The organism is Sphingomonas aracearum (assembly GCF_003345355.1).
Classification (GTDB): domain Bacteria; phylum Pseudomonadota; class Alphaproteobacteria; order Sphingomonadales; family Sphingomonadaceae; genus Sphingomonas; species Sphingomonas aracearum.
Genome location: NZ_QQNB01000001.1, coordinates 1 through 18,095 on the forward strand (window position 1 = coordinate 1; position 18,095 = coordinate 18,095).

The window sequence follows — 18,095 nt, forward strand, 5'->3', positions numbered from 1 at the left end:
GGACAGGGCAGTGCCACAGCGGGGTCAGCGCTGCGCTTGTGGATGGCTCCACGCTGCCCCCGCTGCTACCAACCGAGTGTCATTTCTAATTGGCGGCGAATGTGTCTTTTCTAACTGGCAGCAACACGTGTGAACGGTGATCGCCTGACTTCGGACATGGTCACCCCTATCGGCCGGCTGCGCGCGGTGATGGCGCGGTTGCGCGATCCGGTGCATGGTTGCGAATGGGATGTGGCGCAGACGTTCGCCACCATTGCACCGTACACGATCGAAGAAGCATATGAGGTCGCCGACGCGATCGCGCGCAACGATCTTCCCGATCTCAAGGACGAACTCGGCGACCTCCTGCTCCAGGTGGTATTCCACGCCCGGATGGCCGAGGAAGCCGGCGCCTTCGATCTGGACGACGTAGCCGATGCGATCGTCGGCAAGATGGAACGCCGCCATCCGCATATCTTCGGCGATTCCGTGGAGGGTGGACATCAGCACTGGGAACAGATCAAGGCGGAGGAGCGCCGCGCCAAGGCGCAAGGTGGCGCGCTTGCCGGTGTTGCCGCCGGCCTGCCTGCACTGTTGCGCGCGGAGAAACTGCAGAAGCGCGCCGCACGCGTGGGCTTCGACTGGCCCGATGCAGAGGGCCCACGAGCCAAGATCGACGAAGAACTTCAGGAAGTTGCCGACGCTTCCTCCGATGAGATAGAGGGCGAAATCGGTGACCTCCTGTTTGCCGTGGTGAACTGGGCGCGCAAGCTCGGCGTGGATCCCGAGGCTGCGCTCCGCAGTGCCAACGCGAAGTTCGAGCGACGGTTCGCAGCGATGGAGCACGCCGCTGACGGTCAGTTCCCGCAGCTTGGTCTTGCGGAACAGGAGCGACTCTGGGCCCAGGCCAAGGCCGAAGAGCGCCCCTGAACAGCCCGCCCGGCGACGTCAGTGCCGGGTAAGGAAGCGCTGATAATCGGCGGGGTCGAGACGGACATCGTAGCTGATCGTCTCTCCCTCCGCCATTTGCCCGAGCACTTCGCCGTGCGCGTGAAGCCAGGCAGCAGCGGCGCCCTCGCCCGCGGGCAAGGTGATCGTGTAGCGGCGATGCCCCTCCGTCAGCCGGGTGGCGACCGTGCGAGCAAGCGCATCCACGCCCTCACCGCTCAGCGCCGAAATGACCGCCACGTCGTCGCGACGCGCGGCATCCGCAAGCAGAACCTCGCGCGCTTCCTCGTCGAGCAGGTCCAGCTTGTTCCAGACCTCGAAGCGCGGCGTGCCTTCGGGAACACCGATCTCCTCGAGCACGGCCTCCACATCGGCCCGCTGTGCCTCGGTATCGGGGTGCGCGATGTCGCGGACATGCAGCAGGAGATCCGCCGAGACCACCTCCTCCAGCGTCGCCTTGAAGGCGGCGACAAGCTGGGTCGGCAGCTCCGACACGAAACCCACCGTGTCCGACAGGATCGCCTTGTCGATCCCCGGCAGACTGATCTGACGCAGCGTGGGATCGAGCGTGGCGAAGAGCAGGTTCTCCGCCATCACGTGCGCGCCGGTGAGCCGGTTGAACAGCGTCGACTTGCCGGCGTTGGTGTACCCCACCAGCGCGATGACCGGCCAGGGCGCGCGCTGACGACGCTCGCGGTGGATCCCGCGGGTGCGGCTGACCTGATCCAGTTCCCGCCGGAGCTTCGCCATGCGGTCACGGATGAGCCGGCGATCCGCCTCGATCTGCGTTTCGCCAGGGCCGCCGAGGAAGCCGAAGCCGCCGCGCTGCCGCTCGAGGTGGGTCCAGCTGCGCACCAGCCGCCCGGCCTGATAGTCGAGATGGGCAAGCTCGACCTGCAACCGCCCCTCAGCCGTCGCAGCACGCTCGCCGAAGATCTCGAGAATGAGGCCCGTCCGGTCGATGACCTTGGCCTCAAGCGCGGTTTCGAGATTGCGCTGCTGCACGGGCGTGAGACTGGCGTCGAACACCACCAGCCCGGCCTCTTCCATGCGCACCGTTGCGGCCAGCTGCTCGACCTGCCCCGACCCGATCAGCGTTGCCGGGCGCGCCTGACGGAGGCGCAGGTGCACGCGCTCGGCGACGACAAGGCCAATCGCGGCGGCGAGACCGGCGGTTTCCTCCAGCCGCGCCTCCGGGTCGCGGGACGAGCCGCCCTGGTCAGGATAGACGACGATCGCCCGCGCGCCGCGCGCGAACTCGTCACGATCGCGTTCGAAGCCGGTGCTCAATCTTCGTCCGAACCGTCTGTGTCGTCAGCCAAATTCAGCGGACGCGAGGGCTGCACCGTGGACACGGCGTGCTTGTAGACCAGCTGCGACATGCCGTCGCGCTGCAGCAGCATGCAGAACAGGTCGAACGCAGCGATCTGGCCCTGCAGCATCACGCCGTTTACCAGAAACATGGTGACCGCGTCTTCCGACCGGCGGACGGCGTTCAGGAAGATTTCCTGAAGCAGCGGCTGCTTCTTCTGGCTCTCGCCCAAAGCCTCCACGATGCCCGGCACGTCGATGGTTCCGGCGGGCATGATCGTGGAAATGGCATGCTTGTAGATCAGCTGCGACTGCCCGTCGCGGCGCAGCAGCACCGAGAAATTGTCGAACCAGGTGACGATGCCCTGGAGCTTGACGCCCTTTACGAGGAACATCGTCACCGGCGTCTTGGAGCGCCGCAGCGCATTGAGGAAGAGATCCTGCAAAGAGGACTGCTTGTCGGCCATGAGGAGGCGATCTTTCGGTTCTTGGCGGGCCTGCCCCCGCACGTGTCGCGCCGTTACCCGGCGTCGGGATGCGCGCGCTGCACGCCCGCGCGTCGATAATGTGCGGTGCGCACCGGGCAAGGTCAAGGCGTTCGCGCTCTTGCCAGCCCCTGAGCCCCCTCCCGGTCAGTCGTCCCGGGTTTCGGTGATCCCCAGCAGCTTCAACTTGCGATGCAAGGCGGAGCGTTCCATTCCGATGAAGCTTGCCGTTCGCGAGATGTTGCCGGAGAAACGGCGGATCTGCACCCGCAGATACTCGCGCTCGAAGGATTCTCGCGCTTCCCGAAGTGGCGAGCCCATGATCGCGGACGAGCCCCCGCCCCGCTCCCCGGTGTCGCCGAGCACTTCCGCCGGCAGCAGATCCAGATCGATGCGGCCGATCCGGTCGCCCGGCGCCAGGATGATCGTGCGCTCCACCACATTGCGGAGCTGACGAACATTCCCCGGCCATTCATAGCTTTGCAGCGCGACCATGGCATCCGGTGCGATCTCCGGCGTGGGAACCCGACGTTCGGCGGCATAGTGCGCCATGAAGTGATGGACGAGTGCCGGAATGTCCTCCCGCCGTTCGGACAGGCCGGGGATCAGCACCGGCACCACGTTCAGGCGATAATAGAGGTCTTCCCGGAAGCGGCCCTCGGCAATCTCGTGCGTCAGGTCGCGCGCGGTGGCGGATACCACGCGCACATCCACCTTCACGACGCGCGTCCCCCCTACGCGAGTGAAGCTCTGGTCGGTCAGGACGCGCAGGATGCGGCCCTGCGTCGCCATCGGCATGTCGGCGATCTCGTCCAGGAACAGGGTGCCGCCATGGGCCTGTTCGAGCAGGCCGGGGCGTACGAGGTCCCCGCCCTCCTCCACCCCGAACAATTCCTCTTCCACGCGCTCCGGCGTCATGCGGGCCGCGGAGACGACCACGAACGGCGCCTGGGACCGCTGGCTCCAGCCGTGCAGCAGGCGGGCGGCGACCTCCTTGCCGACGCCGGCCGAGCCCATGATGAGCACCCGGCTGCCGGTCGAAGCAACCCGCTTCAAGGTGGCGCGCACTCCGTTGATCGCGCCGGAGCTGCCCGTGAGATCGGTGTCGCGCCCCGCAGACGCGCGCAGGCTGACGACCTCGCGCCGCAGACGCTCCGTTTCTGTCGCGCGGGCAACGAGCAGCAGCAGCCGCTCCGCCTCGAAGGGCTTCTCGATGAAATCCGCCGCACCGCGCCGGATCGCCGCGACCGCGGTGTCGATGTTGCCGTGGCCCGAGATGACGAGCACGGGAATCGACGGATCGCGGCGCTTGATCTCGTCCAGCAGTTCGAGCCCGTCCAGCCGCGATCCCTGCAACCACACGTCCAGCAGGACGAGGCTCGGCCGCCGCTCGGCGATCGCTTCCAGGGTGGAGTCGCTGTCGGCGGCGGAGCGGGTATCGTAGCCCTCGTCCTCCAACACGCCGGTTACCAGTTCCCGGATGTCGCGCTCGTCGTCAACGATGAGAATATCGAGGGCCATGATGTCAGATCCGGGAAAGAGAGGAAGTCGCCGGGTCGCCATCGTCCAGCGCCGCGAGCATGGTGGTATTGAAGCGGAGGCAGACCACAGTCCCGCCCCCTTCGCGATCCGAAAAGCTCATTATTCCAAAGTGTTCCTCGATGATCTTCTTGACGATCGCGAGCCCCAGGCCGGTGCCTCGGGCGCGCGTCGTCACATAAGGCTCGACCAGGCGTTCGCGAGCGGCCGGCAAGCCAGTTCCGTTGTCGGCGACCTCCACCGTGACGAAAGCGCCGCTCTGGCTGACGGCCATGCGCACTTCACCGCCCATTTCTCTACGTGCTTCAATGGCTTCCACCGCATTCTTTACGATGTTCGTCAGCGCCTGGCCGATCTGGCGTCGGTCGCAGACCAACTCCGGCCCGGGCTCCTCATGGTCGAGCACGAACTTGACGGCCGGATGCGCGACCTCGTGGAGGAACATGGACTGGCTGGCGATATCGACCAGCGACTCCGCGCGGAACACCGGCTTGGGCATGCGCGCAAAGGAGGAGAACTCGTCCACCATACGCCGCAGGTCGCCGACCTGCCTGATGATCGTCTCGGTCAGGCGCGTGAAGGTGCCGTCGTCTTCCGGCAACTGCCTGGCATAACGTCGTTGCAGCCGCTCGGCCGCCAGCTGGATGGGAGTGAGCGGGTTCTTGATCTCGTGGGCGATGCGCCGTGCAACATCGGACCAGGCGGCCCGGCGCTGATCGAGCAGTTGTTCCGTGATATCGTCGAAGGTGAGGATCGGCCCTTCCGCGGCGCGAGCGATCTTCACCGCCAAAGTGCGGCTGGTGTCGCCGACCTGAGCCTCGACGATGGCGTCCCGCTCGTCTCCGGCGATCAGGCCGGACAGCTCGGGCGAAATCTCGGCCAGCGGCTTGCCGACGGGGTCATCGTCACGGCGACCGAGCAGCGTCGCTGCCGAGCGATTGATAGTGCGGATGGTCCCGGCGCGATCAAGCGAGAGCACGCCCGCGCTGACCCCGGACATCACCGCCTCGATCAGCTGGCGGCGACTGTCGAGTTCGCGATTGGCGGACACAAGCGCGCTTGTCTGCCGCTCGAGCCGGCCGGTCATCTCGTTGAAGGCGTGGCCCAGAACGCCGATCTCGTCGTCGGTGCGCGGGGTAACGACGCGCGCGGTGAGGTCGCCCTCGGCGATCCGCCCCGACGCCTCGACCAGTTCGCTGATCGGGCGAACGAGACGATCGGCAATGGCGAGCGCGACGAACACCGCCAGGCCGACGATCAGCAGCGAGACGATCAGCAACGCCGCGTTGAACCGCAATTGCAGCGAGCGCGACCGGGCGAGCAGCGCGCGATAATCCGCCAGGATCGCCTCCCCGCGGCGCAATTGCGAGCTGAACCCGGGATCGAAGACACGGGCGGCGTAGAGGTACGTCCCTTGCGCCCGGTCCAGGGGGGTCACCACGCCGATGCGATCCGGGGAGCGCACCACCACGGTCGCCTTGCCCGCCTCCAGCGTCTGGATCATCGCCGGCGTGATGACCTTTTCGAGCGGGCGTTCATACGGATTGACGAGCGCCAGCGCCCGCAACGGCTGGCCCGGCCTGCTCTCCACGATCAGCGCCTCGGACAATTCGCGCTGGTACACCTGCAGCGCAAAGCCTTCGGAGAAGCGGTTGGAATCGATCGCCCAAGTCTGCAGGTAGAAGCGCAGATCCTGGGTCATCGTCGCCGTCTGGTTGTTCACCCGCTTGAGTTCGGCGCGGTAGTTTTCCTGCGCGAGCACCGAGGCGTTCTCCAGCATCCCGCGGGCGCGGTCGGAGAACCAGAACTCCACGCCATATTGGAACAGCAGCGAGGCGAAGATCGTGACCAGCAGCATGGGCACGCTGGACAGGACGGAGAAGGTCGCGACGAGGCGGACGTGTAGCCGGCCATTGCCTCCGCCAGGCGTGCGTCTCGCCCGGCCCAGGGCGATCCGCCGTCCGATCAGCACAAGCAGCGCCACGCCAGGCACGAGATTGGCCACCAGCAACAGCGCGACCAGCGGCGGGGTGAGCAGCCGCTGCGGTGAATTCTCTCCGGTGATGACAAAATAGGTGGTGAGCGCGATGCCGACGGCGACCGCCAGCACGATGAACTCGACGAACGAGACGAGCCCGGAAGACCGTCGGTCGACGGCCAAGGGCTCAACAGTCGGCGAGAGGCTCGCGTTCATCGTGGCGGTGATACAACGCAAGCGTTGCCAATTGAACACACAAAATGCCGGTCGAGCGGTTCGGCTCAGCCCTCCTCTGAGGCGATCGATCGACCTGCCTCGATCCCCAGCTCGTCCAGGCGCTTGCGCAGCGTGTTGCGGTTGATGCCGAGCGCGCGGGCGGCTCGCAGCTGGTTCTGCCCGTGTCGCGCGAGGAGCGCGGTGATGAGCGGCCGTTCGACCTCGCCGATGATCCGGTCGTACAGCGTACCGTCTTCCAGGGCGTGCGGCTGCTCGCGGGCAAGCTGGTCGAGGCGGGCACGGACCGCTGTTTCCAGGCCGGGGTCCACCGGAAGGCTGCTGCCGCCTGCCGCGCCGACCATCCAGCCGAGGTCCGCCGCCGAAATCCGGTCGTCCCGGCTAAGCACCGCCATGCGCCGCATCGCATTCTCCAGCTCCCGGACGTTGCCGGGCCAGTCCTGCGTTTCCAGCAGCGTCATGGCGTCGCCATCCAGCTGTTTGCGCGGCAATCCCGCTTCGGCAGCGCGATCGAGGAAGTGCCGGGCGAGGAGCGGGATGTCCTGACGCCGCGCGCGCAGGGCGGGCAAGGCGATCGGCACGACGTTGAGCCGGTAGAACAGGTCTTCGCGAAAGCGGCCCTCGACCACGGCCTGGTGCAGATCCTTGTTGGTCGCAGCAACGATCCGAACGTCGGCGCGGATCGTGCGCGCACCGCCAACGGTCGTGAACTCCCCCGATTGCAGCACCCGCAACAATCGGGTCTGCGCCTCCATCGGCATGTCGCCGATCTCGTCGAGGAACAAGGTGCCCCCGGCGGCCTGTTCGAAACGTCCCGCGGTGCGTTGCGCAGCGCCGGTAAAGGCCCCCCGCTCGTGGCCGAACAGCTCCGCCTCGATCAACTCGCGCGGGATGGCGGCCATGTTGATGGCCAGGAACGGGCAACGACGTCGCGGCCCCAGATCGTGGATGGCGCGCGCGACCAATTCCTTGCCCGTGCCCGACTCGCCAGAGATCAGGACGGTGAGATCGTTGCCGACCACCCGTGCGATCACGCGGTAGACGTCCTGCATCGCCGGCGACCGGCCGATCAGCGGCAGCGTGCGATCCTCTTCGCCGAGCGGCTCGGCAGGCAGGCTGGTGGAACGGGCGAGCGCTCCCTGAACGGCGCGAGCCAGCACGTCGAGGTCGAACGGCTTGGGCAGATACTCGTAGGCGCCCGCCTCGTTGGCACGGACGGCGGTGGTCAGCGTGTTGCGCGCAGACAGGACGATAACCGGCATGTCGGGCCGCTCGGCCAGTATGCGTGCCAGATGATCGATGCCGTTGCCGTCCGGCAGCACCACGTCGGTGACCAGCACATCGGGCGCGGCGATGGCCAGCTGCACGTCGAGTTCGGCGAGGGTCGCTGCCGCCGTGACCCGATGCCCCTCGCGGCGCAGCGCCTGGACCAGCACGGTGCGGATCGCCGCGTCATCATCGACGACCAGGATATTGCCGGTGGTGCTCATGCGTCCCCGCGAGGCAGGAGTATGCGAAAGACGGTCGCTTCGGGCACGCCTTCACGCGAAAATTGTACAAGACCGCCCATGCCGCGAACCAGCTTGTCGGTTAGGGCAAGGCCAAGCCCCTGCCCCTCCGGCTTGCCGCTGACGAACGGGTCGAACAGATGCTCTGCGATCTCCGGCGGCGGGCCCGGACCGTTGTCGATCACGCATAATTCAATCGGCAGCGGCAATCGCGGGCGGCCGGGCGCCGCGCTCACGGCCATGCCGTGTCGAAAAGCGGTGGTGACGGTGATGCGGGGATCTGCTTGCACCGCAACGGCTTCCGCGGCGTTCTTCAGCAGGTTCAGCAATATCTGCAGCAGGGCATCGCTGTTGAGCGCGGCGGGCGGCAGCGAGGGATCGAACCGTTCCTCGATTGCGATGCCGGCCGCGAACCCGGCAAGGGCGAGCCGTCGCGCGTGGTCGAGCAGCGGGTAGACATTGACCGACTCCACCGCGAGCGGGCGCGTGTCAGTGAAATCCTGCATGCGGTCGATCAGCGCGGCGATGCGATCGACTTCGGTCGTGATGAGCTGCGTCAGCTCGGCGGTGCCCTCGCCCATCCCGCTGCCGATCAGTTGCGCCGCACCGCGGATCCCGGAAAGCGGGTTCTTGATCTCGTGCGCCAGCATGGCCGCGGCACCCACGGCAGCGCGCGCGCCGGAGGCGCGATCGGCAGAATGGCCCATGCGCCGCGACGCGCCAACCGGATGCAGCAGCACCACGCACCAGCCGGGGCGATCCGGCAACGCGCTCTCCAGCCAGTCCAGCCGCAGCCGGCCGCCGCGCGCGAGAACGACTTCGCTATCATAAGCTGCGAAGCCATGGCCGTCCCGTTGCTGGCGCCCCTGCGGCGGCACGAGGATGCCGGTGAGCGGCTGGTGCAGCATGGCGCGCTCGGAAAGGTTGAGCAGCGCCTCAGCCTCGCCGTTGGCGTGGGCGACGCACCCCGCGGGATCGATCGCCAGCGCCGCGATCGGCAGGTTGGCGAAGATCTCGCCGAAGCGAGCGTCCGACGCCGCATCCTCCATCGGCCGGTCTCAGGCGGCGGCGCTGAGGCGCCAGGGCGCGTAGAATTCCGCGAGCATGGCCTTCACGGTGGCGGCGTCCGGCACCTGGTTCACATGGTTGCGGAACTCGGCCGAGCCGGGCAGCCCCTTGGTGTACCAGCCGAGATGCTTGCGCGCCATGTTGACGCCCGTCACCGTGCCATAATGCGTGAGCATGGCATCGTAATGCTCGGAGATCACGTCATATTGCCCGCTGATCGATGGATCGGCCAGGCGTCGCCCCGTGGCCAGGAACTCCATCACCTGGCCCAGCAGCCAGGGCCGGCCATAGGCGCCTCGGCCGATCATCACGCCGTCGGCGCCCGATTGCTCGAGCGCCGTCACGGCATCGTCGGGCGAGCAGATGTCGCCGTTGACGATCACGGGAATCGATACCGCCTGCTTCACCGTCCGGACGAACGCCCAATCGGCGCTGCCCTTGTACATCTGGTTGCGGGTGCGGCCGTGAACGGTGACCAGCTTGACGCCGAGCTGCTCGGCGATGCGGGCCAGTTCGGGCGCGTTGAGGCTCTGGTGATCCCAGCCCATCCGCATCTTGAGCGTGACTGGCGCCGACACCGCATCAACGCAGGCGCGCACGATCGCGGCGGCATGATCGAGGTCGCGCATCAGCGCCGAGCCCGCATCGCCGTTCGTCACCTTGCGAACGGGACAGCCCATGTTGATGTCGATGATCGCCGCGCCGCGATCCTCGTTGAGCCTGGCCGCCTCCGCCATCTCGGCCGGGGCGCAGCCCACGAGCTGCATGGAGACGGGCTCCTCCGTCGGGTGCCACGCTGCTTTCTGGATCGATTGTCGCGTCTCGCGGATCGCCGCCTGGCTCGCGATCATCTCGGTGACGTTGAGACCCGATCCGAAGCGGCGGACAAGCGTGCGAAACGGCAGATCGGAGACGCCGGTCATCGGCGCCAGGATCACCGGCCGCTCGATCCGCACCGGACCGATCTGGAGGGGCTTTAGCTGCATGTCGGATGTGCCTGAAAAACGGGCAGCACATAGCGCCGGGCAGCCCTTCTGGCAAGGCTGGCGCCCGGCCGGTCGCTCGGCTAGGCGGCTTGCCATGACCCTGCGCACCGCCGCATTGATCGTCGCTGCCGGCTCCGGCTCTCGCAGCGGTCGCGCCCTGCCCAAGCAATTCGAACCGCTCGCGGGCAGGCCGATGCTGGCCCATTCCTATGGCGCGCTCTCAAGGCACCCGGCCGTGGACCGCGTGCTTGTCGTGATCGGCGCAGGGCAGGAGCGCGCACTGGCGGCAATCCTCGGCGAGGTTCCGTTCGTGATCGGTGGCGCCACGCGCCGGCAATCGGTGGCGAACGGCCTGGCGGCGCTGGCCGATATGGACCGCGTGCTGATCCACGATGCGGCGCGCCCGTTCGTGCCACCGGCGGTCGTTGATCGCCTCCTGGCTGCGCTGGACGAGGCGCCCGGAGCGATCCCGGTTCTGCCGGTTGCCGACACGCTGCTCCACGCCGGAACCGCCGGGACGGTAGCGCGCGAGCCGCTCCGCCGGGTGCAGACGCCGCAGGCATTCCGTCTGGACGCCATCCGAACCGCTCATGCGACCTGGACCGGGCCGGAGCCGACCGACGATGCGCAAATGTTGCGTGCTTCCGGCGGGGAGGTCGCGCTGGTAGAGGGCGACACCATGCTCGACAAAGTCACCTACCCCGCCGATTTCGCCGCCGCTGAAGCCAGGCTGGATATACGCAGCCGCACCGCGACCGGCTACGACGTGCACCGTTTCGCCGAAGATGAGGAGCTGTGGCTCGGTGGGGTGCTGATCCCGCACAGCAAGGGCCTGTCCGGGCACTCCGATGCGGACGTGGTGCTCCATGCCATCACCGATGCCGTGCTGGGGACGATCGCCGCTGGGGACATCGGCCTGCACTTCCCGCCCAGCGATCCGCAGTGGCGCGGAGCGGAGTCGGGCCAGTTCCTCCGTCATGCCGCCGGTCTCGTGGCCGAGCGCGGGGGCGTGATCGACTTCGTGGACGTGACGATCGTGTGCGAGGCACCGAAGATCGGCCCGCATCGCGAGGCGATCCGCGCGCGCATTGGCGAGCTGCTGTCGCTGCAACCGGATCAGGTGAGCGTAAAGGCGACCACCACCGAGCGGCTCGGCTTCACCGGGCGCGGCGAAGGCATCGCCGCCCTCGCCTCGGCAACCGTTCGAGTGCCCGCATGATCCGGTCGCTGCTGGCGGCGCTGGCGCTCGCCGGGGCGGTTCCGGCGCAGGCAGCGTGCCTGACGAATGCGGAAGCCGAGTCGCTCACGCTGGTGGCGATGCCCGACCTCATCCGCCAGACCGGCGCCGCCTGCGCGCAGCGGTTGCCGGCCGGCTCGTTGCTGCGAAGGTCGAACACGCCATTCTTCCAGCGCTACGATGCGGAGGCCAACCGCGCCTGGCCGGCCGCGCAGGCGGCGCTCGCGAAGCTCTCGGATCCGGCGATCGAGCCGCTGCTCCAGTCGCAATTCGCCCGCCCGCTGCTTTCGACCATGCTCGTGCCGATGGTGCTCGGCACGATCGACCCGGCTGATTGCGGCACCATCGACCGGCTCGCGACGTTGCTGGAGCCCTTGCCGCCGCGCAACACGGCCGGCATCGTCGTGACGACGTTGCAGTATCTCAAGGCGGAAAAGGCCAAGGCAAAAAGAGGCGCCATCGTGCAGGACATACCGGACCTTCCGCTCTGCGCGGCGCAACGCTGATGCAAGACACCATCCTTCCCGAAGAACTGGTCGCCGCCGCGCGGCGGGTGATCGAGGCGAACGCAGCCCTGGGCCGCCGCGTAACGGTGGCGGAAAGCTGCACCGGCGGCCTGGTCGCGGCGGCGCTGACCGAGATCGCGGGCTCCAGCGAAGTGCTCGAATGCGGGTTCGTCACCTATTCGAACGAGGCGAAGACGGACCTCCTGAAGGTGTCCGACGACGTTCTCGACACCTTTGGGGCGGTTTCCATCGCCACGGCCTGGGCCATGGCGCAGGGAGCGCTCGCCAAGTCGGGCGCGGACGTGGCGGTGGCGATCACCGGCGTGGCGGGTCCGGCGGGCGGCACGGAAAAGAAGCCGGTCGGCACCGTGGTGTTTGCGCGCGCGGAGAAGGGGGCCGACCCCGGCGACGTGATCGCCGACAAGCGGCAGTTCGGTGATCTCGGCCGCGGCGGTATCCGCCTTCAGGCGGCGCTGGTGGCGCTCGAACTGCTGCTGCCGGAAGACGCGCCGCCCGCGCCGTAGAGCGCGCGGGCACGATCCTCGAACGCGCCGATCATCTTGCGCAGCGCGGTACCGAAAACCTGCCCCGCCAGCATCTCGAACACCCGGTTCTTGAACTGGAAGTCGACCGCGAAATCGACAAAGCACCCGCCCTGCCCGTCCGGCCGGAAGTTCCAGTCGTTGCGCAGATACTTCAACGGTCCATCGACATAGTCGACATGGATGCGTTCGGCCCGCACCTTCTGCACCTTGGAGGTGAAGGTCTCGCGCAGGCCCTTGAAGCCGACGATCATGTCGGCCACGGTTTCCGTGTCGCTGTTGGTGCGGACGCGCATCGCCGAGACCCAGGGCAGGAACTCGGCATAGCGGGAAACATCCGCCACCAGATCGAACATCTGCTCGGGCGTATAAGGCAGGTGCCGCGTTTCGTTGTGCTTGGGCATGGAGGCGTTACGCGCGCACCTTCGCCAGCTGCGTCTCGCGCGCGGCTCGCATCTTCGCGAAATCGTCGCCGGCGTGATAGCTGGACCGGGTCAGCGGCGAGCTGGCGACCAGCAGGAAGCCCTTGGCCCGCGCGATGGCGGCAAAGGCATCGAACGCCTTGGGCGTGACGAAGTCGGCGACCTTGGCATGGCGCGGGGTGGGCTGGAGATACTGGCCCATGGTCAGGAAATCGATGTCGGCGGAGCGCATGTCATCCATCACCTGGTGCACCTCCATCCGCTCCTCGCCCAGGCCCAGCATCACGCCGGACTTGGTGAAAATCGATGGGTCGTGCCGCTTGACCGACTCCAGCAGCCGCAGCGAGGCATAGTAACGCGCGCCGGGGCGGATGGTCGGATACAGCCGGGGCACGGTCTCCAGATTGTGGTTGTACACGTCCGGCCGCGCCTCGACGATCGACTCCACCGCGGCCTGCGCCTTGTTGCGGAAGTCCGGCGTCAGGATCTCGATGGTGGTCGTCGGATTGGCGGCCCGGATCGCGTGGATCACCTTCACGAACTGCGATGCGCCGCCGTCCGGCAGGTCATCGCGGTCGACGGACGTGATGACGATGTGCTGCAGCCCCATGGCGGCAGCCGCCTCTGCGACGTGCGCCGGCTCCATCGGGTCCACCGCCCGCGGCATGCCGGTCTTCACGTTGCAAAAGGCGCAGGCGCGGGTGCAGGTGTCGCCCAGGATCATCACCGTGGCGTGCTTCTTGGACCAGCATTCGCCGATGTTCGGGCAGGCCGCTTCCTCGCACACGGTGGTGAGGCTCTTGGCCCGCATCAGCTCGCGCGTTTCAGCGACCACCTTGCCGGTCGGCGCCTTGACGCGGATCCAGTCCGGCTTGCGTGCACGCGGGGCAATCGGCGGCGAGGAGAGATCGTTCATGGAAGCGCAGATAGCGAGTGCGGGGCGCCCTTGCCACCCCTACCCGCGCGCTCGTAGACGGCGCGGAGAAGCTGGGCTGACCCGCAATCAAGGAGAGCTATTCGATGAGCGGCTTTGACGATCTGATCGGCGGCTACCACCGCTTCCGCGATACCGGCTGGACCGGGCAGCGCGCGCGCTGGACGGAGCTTGCCGAGGGGCAGAGCCCGCGCGTGATGGTGATCGCCTGTTCGGACAGCCGCGTCGATCCCGCGCAGGTCTTCGACACTTCGCCCGGCGAGATCTTCGTGGTGCGCAACGTCGCCAACCTGGTGCCGCCGTTCGAGAACGACTCCGGTCGGCACGGCGTGTCGGCGGCACTGGAGTTCGCGGTCACGCAGCTTGAGGTGACGGACGTGGTCGTGATGGGCCACGGCTCCTGCGGTGGCGTCGGCGCGGCGCTTTCCCGGCGGTTCTCCGATGCGGCGCCGGGCGAAGGCGGGTTCATCGCCCATTGGGTGGACATGCTGGACGAGGCGCGCGAGCGGATCGTTGCCGAACACGGCACCGGCCCGGATGCGGTACGTGCGATGGAGCATGAAACGGTGCGGGTGAGCCTCGCCAACCTGCGCACCTTCCCCTTCGTGCCCGAGCGCGAGGCGGCGGGAAAGCTGCGGCTGCACGGGGCGTGGTTCGCGATCGCCCAGGGCGAGCTGCACGTGATGGGCGAGGACGGAGCGTTTGCGCCGGCCTGAGCGCCGGCGCAGGCCGGACTTGCCTTTTGCCGGCGGGGTGGCACATCACCGCCGCGTGACGATCCGAACCACGCCCGCCGGCAAGCCCTCGCCCGTCCGCCGTCAGATCGGCGCCACCGTTGCCGCGCGGCTGGAAGCCAATCCCGCCGTCCGCAAGGCAAAGGTGGACGCGGCGCAGATGTACCAGCATCCGGACTTCCTCGACGCGCGCCAATGCGCCGCGATGATCCGCCTGATTGACGCCAACAAGCGCCCGTCCACGCTGCTGACGCCCAGCGCCGATCCGAACTTCCGCACCTCGGAAAGCTGCGACATGGATCGCTGGTCGCCGGACGTGCAGCCGATCGACGAATCCATCGCCGCCCTGCTCGGCATCGACCCGGCGCAAGGCGAGACCATGCAGGGGCAGCGCTACGCGCCCGGCCAGCAGTTCCGCGCGCACCACGATTACTTCCACGAGAACGAAGGCTATTGGGCCAAGATGGTCGAGTCCGGCGGGCAGCGCACCTGGACGGCGATGATCTTCCTCAACGACGTGGAGGAAGGCGGCGCGACCTGGTTTCCGCTGGCGGGCATCCGCGTCCGGCCCAAGCGCGGCCTGCTGCTTGCGTGGAACAACATGAACCCCGATGGCAGCCCCAACACCAACACGCTGCATGAGGGCATGCCGGTGGGCGCGGGGGTAAAGTACATCATCACCAAATGGTTTCGCGAGGGGTTCTGGCTGCGCGACTGAGCGCCGATTGACTTAGCCGAGGCGGCGCGGGAGACAAGGCGCTTGCCTTCGGAGTACTCCATGCGCCTGACCCTGTCCTCGCTGCTCCTCGGAGCCGCGCTGCTGCCCGTGCCCGCTTTCGCCCAGGCTTCGGCCGCCGCCCCCGCCCCCGCCCCTGCCAGCGCTGCGGTGAAGCCGATCGCCTTCACGCAGCGCACGCTGGCCAACGGCCTGCGCGTCTATGCCATCCGCGACACGGGAACGGCGAACGTTTCGGTGCAGGTCTGGTACGATGTCGGCTCCAAGGACGATCCCAAGGATCGCTCGGGGTTCGCGCACCTGTTCGAACACCTGATGTTCAAGGCGACGCGCAATCTCGTGCCCGAGCAGATCGACCGGCTGACCGAGGATGTCGGCGGCTACAACAACGCCTCCACCAACGACGACTACACCAACTATTACGAGGTGGTGCCCGCCAATCACCTGCAGCGCATCCTGTTCGCCGAGGCCGATCGCATGGCCAGCCTGGTGGTGGAGCCGACCAGCTACGCCTCCGAACGCGACGTGGTGAAGGAGGAACTGCGCCAGTCCACGCTGGCGCGGCCCTATGGCAAGCTCCTGTCGCTCTATTACCCGGCAATCAGCTATTCCGCGCATCCCTATGCCCGGGCGACGATCGGCAGCATCGAGAACCTGGACGCCGCCACGATTGACGACGTGCGCGCCTTCCATGCGACCTATTACCGCCCGGACAACGCGATCCTGGTCGTGTCCGGCAACTTCGATCCGGCGCAGCTGGACAAGTGGGTGGACCAGTATTTTGCGTCCATCGCGCGCCCGAACCGCCCGATCCCGCGCGTGATCGTGCAGGAGCCGGCCCGCACCCGGGCCACGCACTATACGGTATATGAGCCGAACACCCCGCTGCCGGCCGTTCTCGTCAGCTGGAAACTGCCGCCGGACAACGATCCCGACTACCCCGCGTTGCTGGTGCTGAAGTCGATCCTTGCCGATGGCGAGAGCTCGCGCTTCTACCAGAGCCTCGTCTATCGCGACCAGCTGGCCCAATCGGCCGACGCCTTTCTCGACACCCGGAAGAGCACCGGGCAGTTCGTCGCCTATTCGATCCTCGCAAGCGGCAAGGACGCGGCCACCGGCGAAGCGGCCTTGCGGCGAGAAGTGGCGAGAATGCGCACGGCGCCGGTATCCGCGGCCGAGCTGGCGGAGGCGAAGAACCAGATCCTCACGGCCGGCATCCGTGCGCGCGAGACTGCGGAAGGCAAGGCCAGCACGATTGCCGCCTCCGTGATCGTTGACGGCGATCCATCGACCAGCGACCGGCAACTCGCCGCCGTGTCACGCGTCACCGCGGCGGACGTGCAGCGGGTCGCCGCCAAGTACCTCAACGACAATCAGTCGGCCGCGATCGCCTATCTGCCGGTGAAGGCCAAGCCGGCCGGCGCGAAGGGCGACACGATCGCGGTTGCGCCTGGCGTGCAGGTTGCCCCGCTCGCGCCGCCAGCGGATGTCGCGCTCGTCACGCCCGCACCTGCGGCACAGCGGCTGCAGCCTCCCGCGCCGGCCGCACCGATCGCGCCGACCCTGCCCCGGCCGGTCGTCACCACGCTGGCGAACGGGCTCACCATCGTCACCGTCGAGAAGCACGATCAGCCGCTCGTCACCGCCAACCTCGTCAGCAAGGCAGGCGGCGGGAGCGATCCGGCCGGCCGTGCGGGTCTGCACAGCCTTGCCGCCGACGTGCTCACCAAGGGCACGACCACCCGTTCCGCCAGCGAGATCGCCGCGGCGGTGGAGGCATTGGGCGGCAGCCTGGACAGCGACGCCGCCTGGGATGGCTCGGCGGTGAACCTCACCGTCAAGTCGGACCAGATCAGGCCGGCGCTGACCCTGCTTGCCGATGTGGCGCAACACCCCGTCTTCGCCAGCGACGAGGTGGAACGCGCCCGCGCGCAGGCGATCGACGCGGTGGCGGTCACGCTGAAGAGCCCGGCCTCTCTTTCAGGGCTCGTCGCTGGCCGCGCCATGTTCGGCGACGCGCCTTACGGCCATCCGCTTTCCGGGACGCCCGGATCGCTGAAGGCAATCACCCCGGCCGAGCTGAAGGCGGCCTATGCACGGACATGGACCCCGCAGAACGCGACCTTGCTGCTCGTCGGCGACATCACCCCTGCCGCCGCAGAGACGCTGGCAAAGCAAAGCTTCGGCGCGTGGAAGGCCGGGTCGGCACCCGCGGCCGCGCTCGCAGAGGGAGCGGCGCCGGCCCCGCGCGTGATCGTGGTGGACATGCCGGACGCGGGCCAGGCGGGGGTTGTGGTGGGACGGCCGGCGCTTACCCGCCGCGACCCAGTCTTCTACTCGGCGAGCGTCGCCAACGGCGTTCTCGGCGGCGGCTTCTCTTCCCGATTGAACCAGGAAATCCGGATCAAGCGGGGCCTCGCTTACGGCGCGGGAAGCAGCCTGTCGGCGCGGCGCCTGCCCGGCTCCCTCACGGCACGCACCCAGACCAAGAATCCGACCGCGGCGGAAACGGTCTCGATCATCCTGGCGGAGATGGCGCGGCTCGGGCGAGAACCCGTCGCCGCCGCCGAACTGGAGCCGCGCAAGGCCACGCTGGTCGGCGATTTCGGCCGCGAGATCGAGACCACGGCGGGAATTGCCGGCGTGCTCGGCGAATATGCGGTTGAGGACGTGCCGCTGAGCGAGCTTGGTGCCTTTACGACCAAGGTCAACGCGGTGACGCCGCAGGACCTGCAGGCGGCGGCCGCCCGGCTGCTGGACCCGAGCAAGGCGAGCATCGTGGTGGTGGGTGACGCCCGGCAGTTCGTCGAGGCACTGCGCCGCGATCACCCAAACCTGGAGTTGATCCCGGCCAGCGTGCTCAATCTGGACCGAACCAGTCTGCGCTGAACGGACTGGAGCGAGCGACAGGGTCGAGCCGCGAGGCGCCGGGGGCCTCTGGATGTCCC

16 protein-coding genes are annotated in these 18,095 nt (G+C 67.8%); 7 read left to right on the forward strand and 9 right to left on the reverse strand.

Features of this window, described 5'->3' with window-relative positions; genetic code table 11:
* The first annotated feature begins 156 nt into the window (after positions 1-156).
* Positions 157-909 (forward strand): nucleoside triphosphate pyrophosphohydrolase, encoded by a 753-nt coding sequence (gene mazG, locus DVW87_RS00005; protein WP_114686963.1) that lies wholly within the window; start codon positions 157-159, stop codon positions 907-909.
* A gap of 18 nt (positions 910-927) precedes the next feature.
* On the opposite strand, the gene hflX is transcribed toward mazG, so the two are convergent.
* The 7 genes from hflX to dusB all read right to left on the reverse strand — a co-directional run bounded on the left by hflX (position 928) and on the right by dusB (position 10,036).
* Entirely contained in the window at positions 928-2,217 is a 1,290-nt protein-coding gene (gene hflX, locus DVW87_RS00010) for a GTPase HflX (RefSeq protein ID WP_114685750.1), read from the reverse strand.
* The gene (gene hfq, locus DVW87_RS00015; RefSeq protein WP_114685751.1) at positions 2,214-2,705 is read right to left on the reverse strand and encodes an RNA chaperone Hfq; all 492 of its coding nucleotides are present in this window, start codon (positions 2,703-2,705) and stop codon (positions 2,214-2,216) included. Before hfq ends, hflX begins: the two co-directional genes overlap by 4 nt.
* Before the next feature lie 165 nt (positions 2,706-2,870).
* On the reverse strand, positions 2,871-4,244 hold the full coding sequence (gene ntrX / locus DVW87_RS00020) for a nitrogen assimilation response regulator NtrX (protein WP_114685752.1): 1,374 nt from the start codon (positions 4,242-4,244) through the stop codon (positions 2,871-2,873).
* A gap of 4 nt (positions 4,245-4,248) precedes the next feature.
* A complete protein-coding gene (locus DVW87_RS00025; RefSeq protein WP_114685753.1) occupies positions 4,249-6,456 on the reverse strand; it encodes a sensor histidine kinase in 2,208 nt (735 codons plus the stop codon).
* A gap of 65 nt (positions 6,457-6,521) precedes the next feature.
* Positions 6,522-7,964, reverse strand: coding sequence for a nitrogen regulation protein NR(I) (ntrC, locus tag DVW87_RS00030; RefSeq protein ID WP_114685754.1), 1,443 nt, complete (start codon positions 7,962-7,964; stop codon positions 6,522-6,524).
* Positions 7,961-9,031 carry a two-component system sensor histidine kinase NtrB gene (locus DVW87_RS00035; RefSeq protein ID WP_114685755.1) on the reverse strand — a complete coding sequence of 357 codons (1,071 nt, stop codon included), beginning with the start codon at positions 9,029-9,031 and terminating at the stop codon, positions 7,961-7,963. Before DVW87_RS00035 ends, ntrC begins: the two co-directional genes overlap by 4 nt.
* Positions 9,032-9,040: 9 nt before the next feature.
* Positions 9,041-10,036: a tRNA dihydrouridine synthase DusB gene (dusB, locus tag DVW87_RS00040; protein ID WP_114685756.1), complete on the reverse strand. Its 996-nt coding sequence runs from the start codon at positions 10,034-10,036 to the stop codon at positions 9,041-9,043.
* Between the two features lie 94 nt (positions 10,037-10,130).
* Between dusB and DVW87_RS00045 the strand changes: the two genes are divergently transcribed.
* The 3 genes from DVW87_RS00045 to DVW87_RS00055 are packed head-to-tail and all read left to right on the forward strand — an operon-like array spanning position 10,131 to position 12,303.
* Complete coding sequence (locus tag DVW87_RS00045; RefSeq protein WP_114685757.1) at positions 10,131-11,255, forward strand: bifunctional 2-C-methyl-D-erythritol 4-phosphate cytidylyltransferase/2-C-methyl-D-erythritol 2,4-cyclodiphosphate synthase; 1,125 nt, start codon at positions 10,131-10,133, stop codon at positions 11,253-11,255.
* On the forward strand, positions 11,252-11,779 hold the full coding sequence (locus tag DVW87_RS00050; RefSeq protein WP_114685758.1) for a hypothetical protein: 528 nt from the start codon (positions 11,252-11,254) through the stop codon (positions 11,777-11,779). The genes DVW87_RS00045 and DVW87_RS00050 overlap by 4 nt, the downstream gene beginning before the upstream one ends.
* The gene (locus DVW87_RS00055; protein WP_114685759.1) at positions 11,779-12,303 is read left to right on the forward strand and encodes a CinA family protein; all 525 of its coding nucleotides are present in this window, start codon (positions 11,779-11,781) and stop codon (positions 12,301-12,303) included. The genes DVW87_RS00050 and DVW87_RS00055 overlap by 1 nt, the downstream gene beginning before the upstream one ends.
* Here the strand turns inward: DVW87_RS00055 and DVW87_RS00060 are convergent.
* Complete coding sequence (locus DVW87_RS00060; protein ID WP_114685760.1) at positions 12,243-12,725, reverse strand: type II toxin-antitoxin system RatA family toxin; 483 nt, start codon at positions 12,723-12,725, stop codon at positions 12,243-12,245. The genes DVW87_RS00055 and DVW87_RS00060 overlap by 61 nt on opposite strands.
* Before the next feature lie 7 nt (positions 12,726-12,732).
* On the reverse strand, positions 12,733-13,659 hold the full coding sequence (gene lipA / locus DVW87_RS00065; protein WP_114685761.1) for a lipoyl synthase: 927 nt from the start codon (positions 13,657-13,659) through the stop codon (positions 12,733-12,735).
* A 104-nt stretch (positions 13,660-13,763) separates the two neighbouring features.
* On the opposite strand from lipA, the gene DVW87_RS00070 reads away from it, so the two are divergent.
* The 3 genes from DVW87_RS00070 to DVW87_RS00080 are packed head-to-tail and all read left to right on the forward strand — an operon-like array spanning position 13,764 to position 18,036.
* Positions 13,764-14,393 (forward strand): carbonic anhydrase, encoded by a 630-nt coding sequence (locus DVW87_RS00070; protein ID WP_114685762.1) that lies wholly within the window; start codon positions 13,764-13,766, stop codon positions 14,391-14,393.
* A gap of 55 nt (positions 14,394-14,448) precedes the next feature.
* Positions 14,449-15,129 (forward strand): prolyl hydroxylase family protein, encoded by a 681-nt coding sequence (locus DVW87_RS00075; protein WP_239017684.1) that lies wholly within the window; start codon positions 14,449-14,451, stop codon positions 15,127-15,129.
* A 60-nt stretch (positions 15,130-15,189) separates the two neighbouring features.
* A complete protein-coding gene (locus tag DVW87_RS00080) occupies positions 15,190-18,036 on the forward strand; it encodes a M16 family metallopeptidase (RefSeq protein WP_114685763.1) in 2,847 nt (948 codons plus the stop codon).
* The last annotated feature ends 59 nt before the right edge of the window (positions 18,037-18,095 follow it).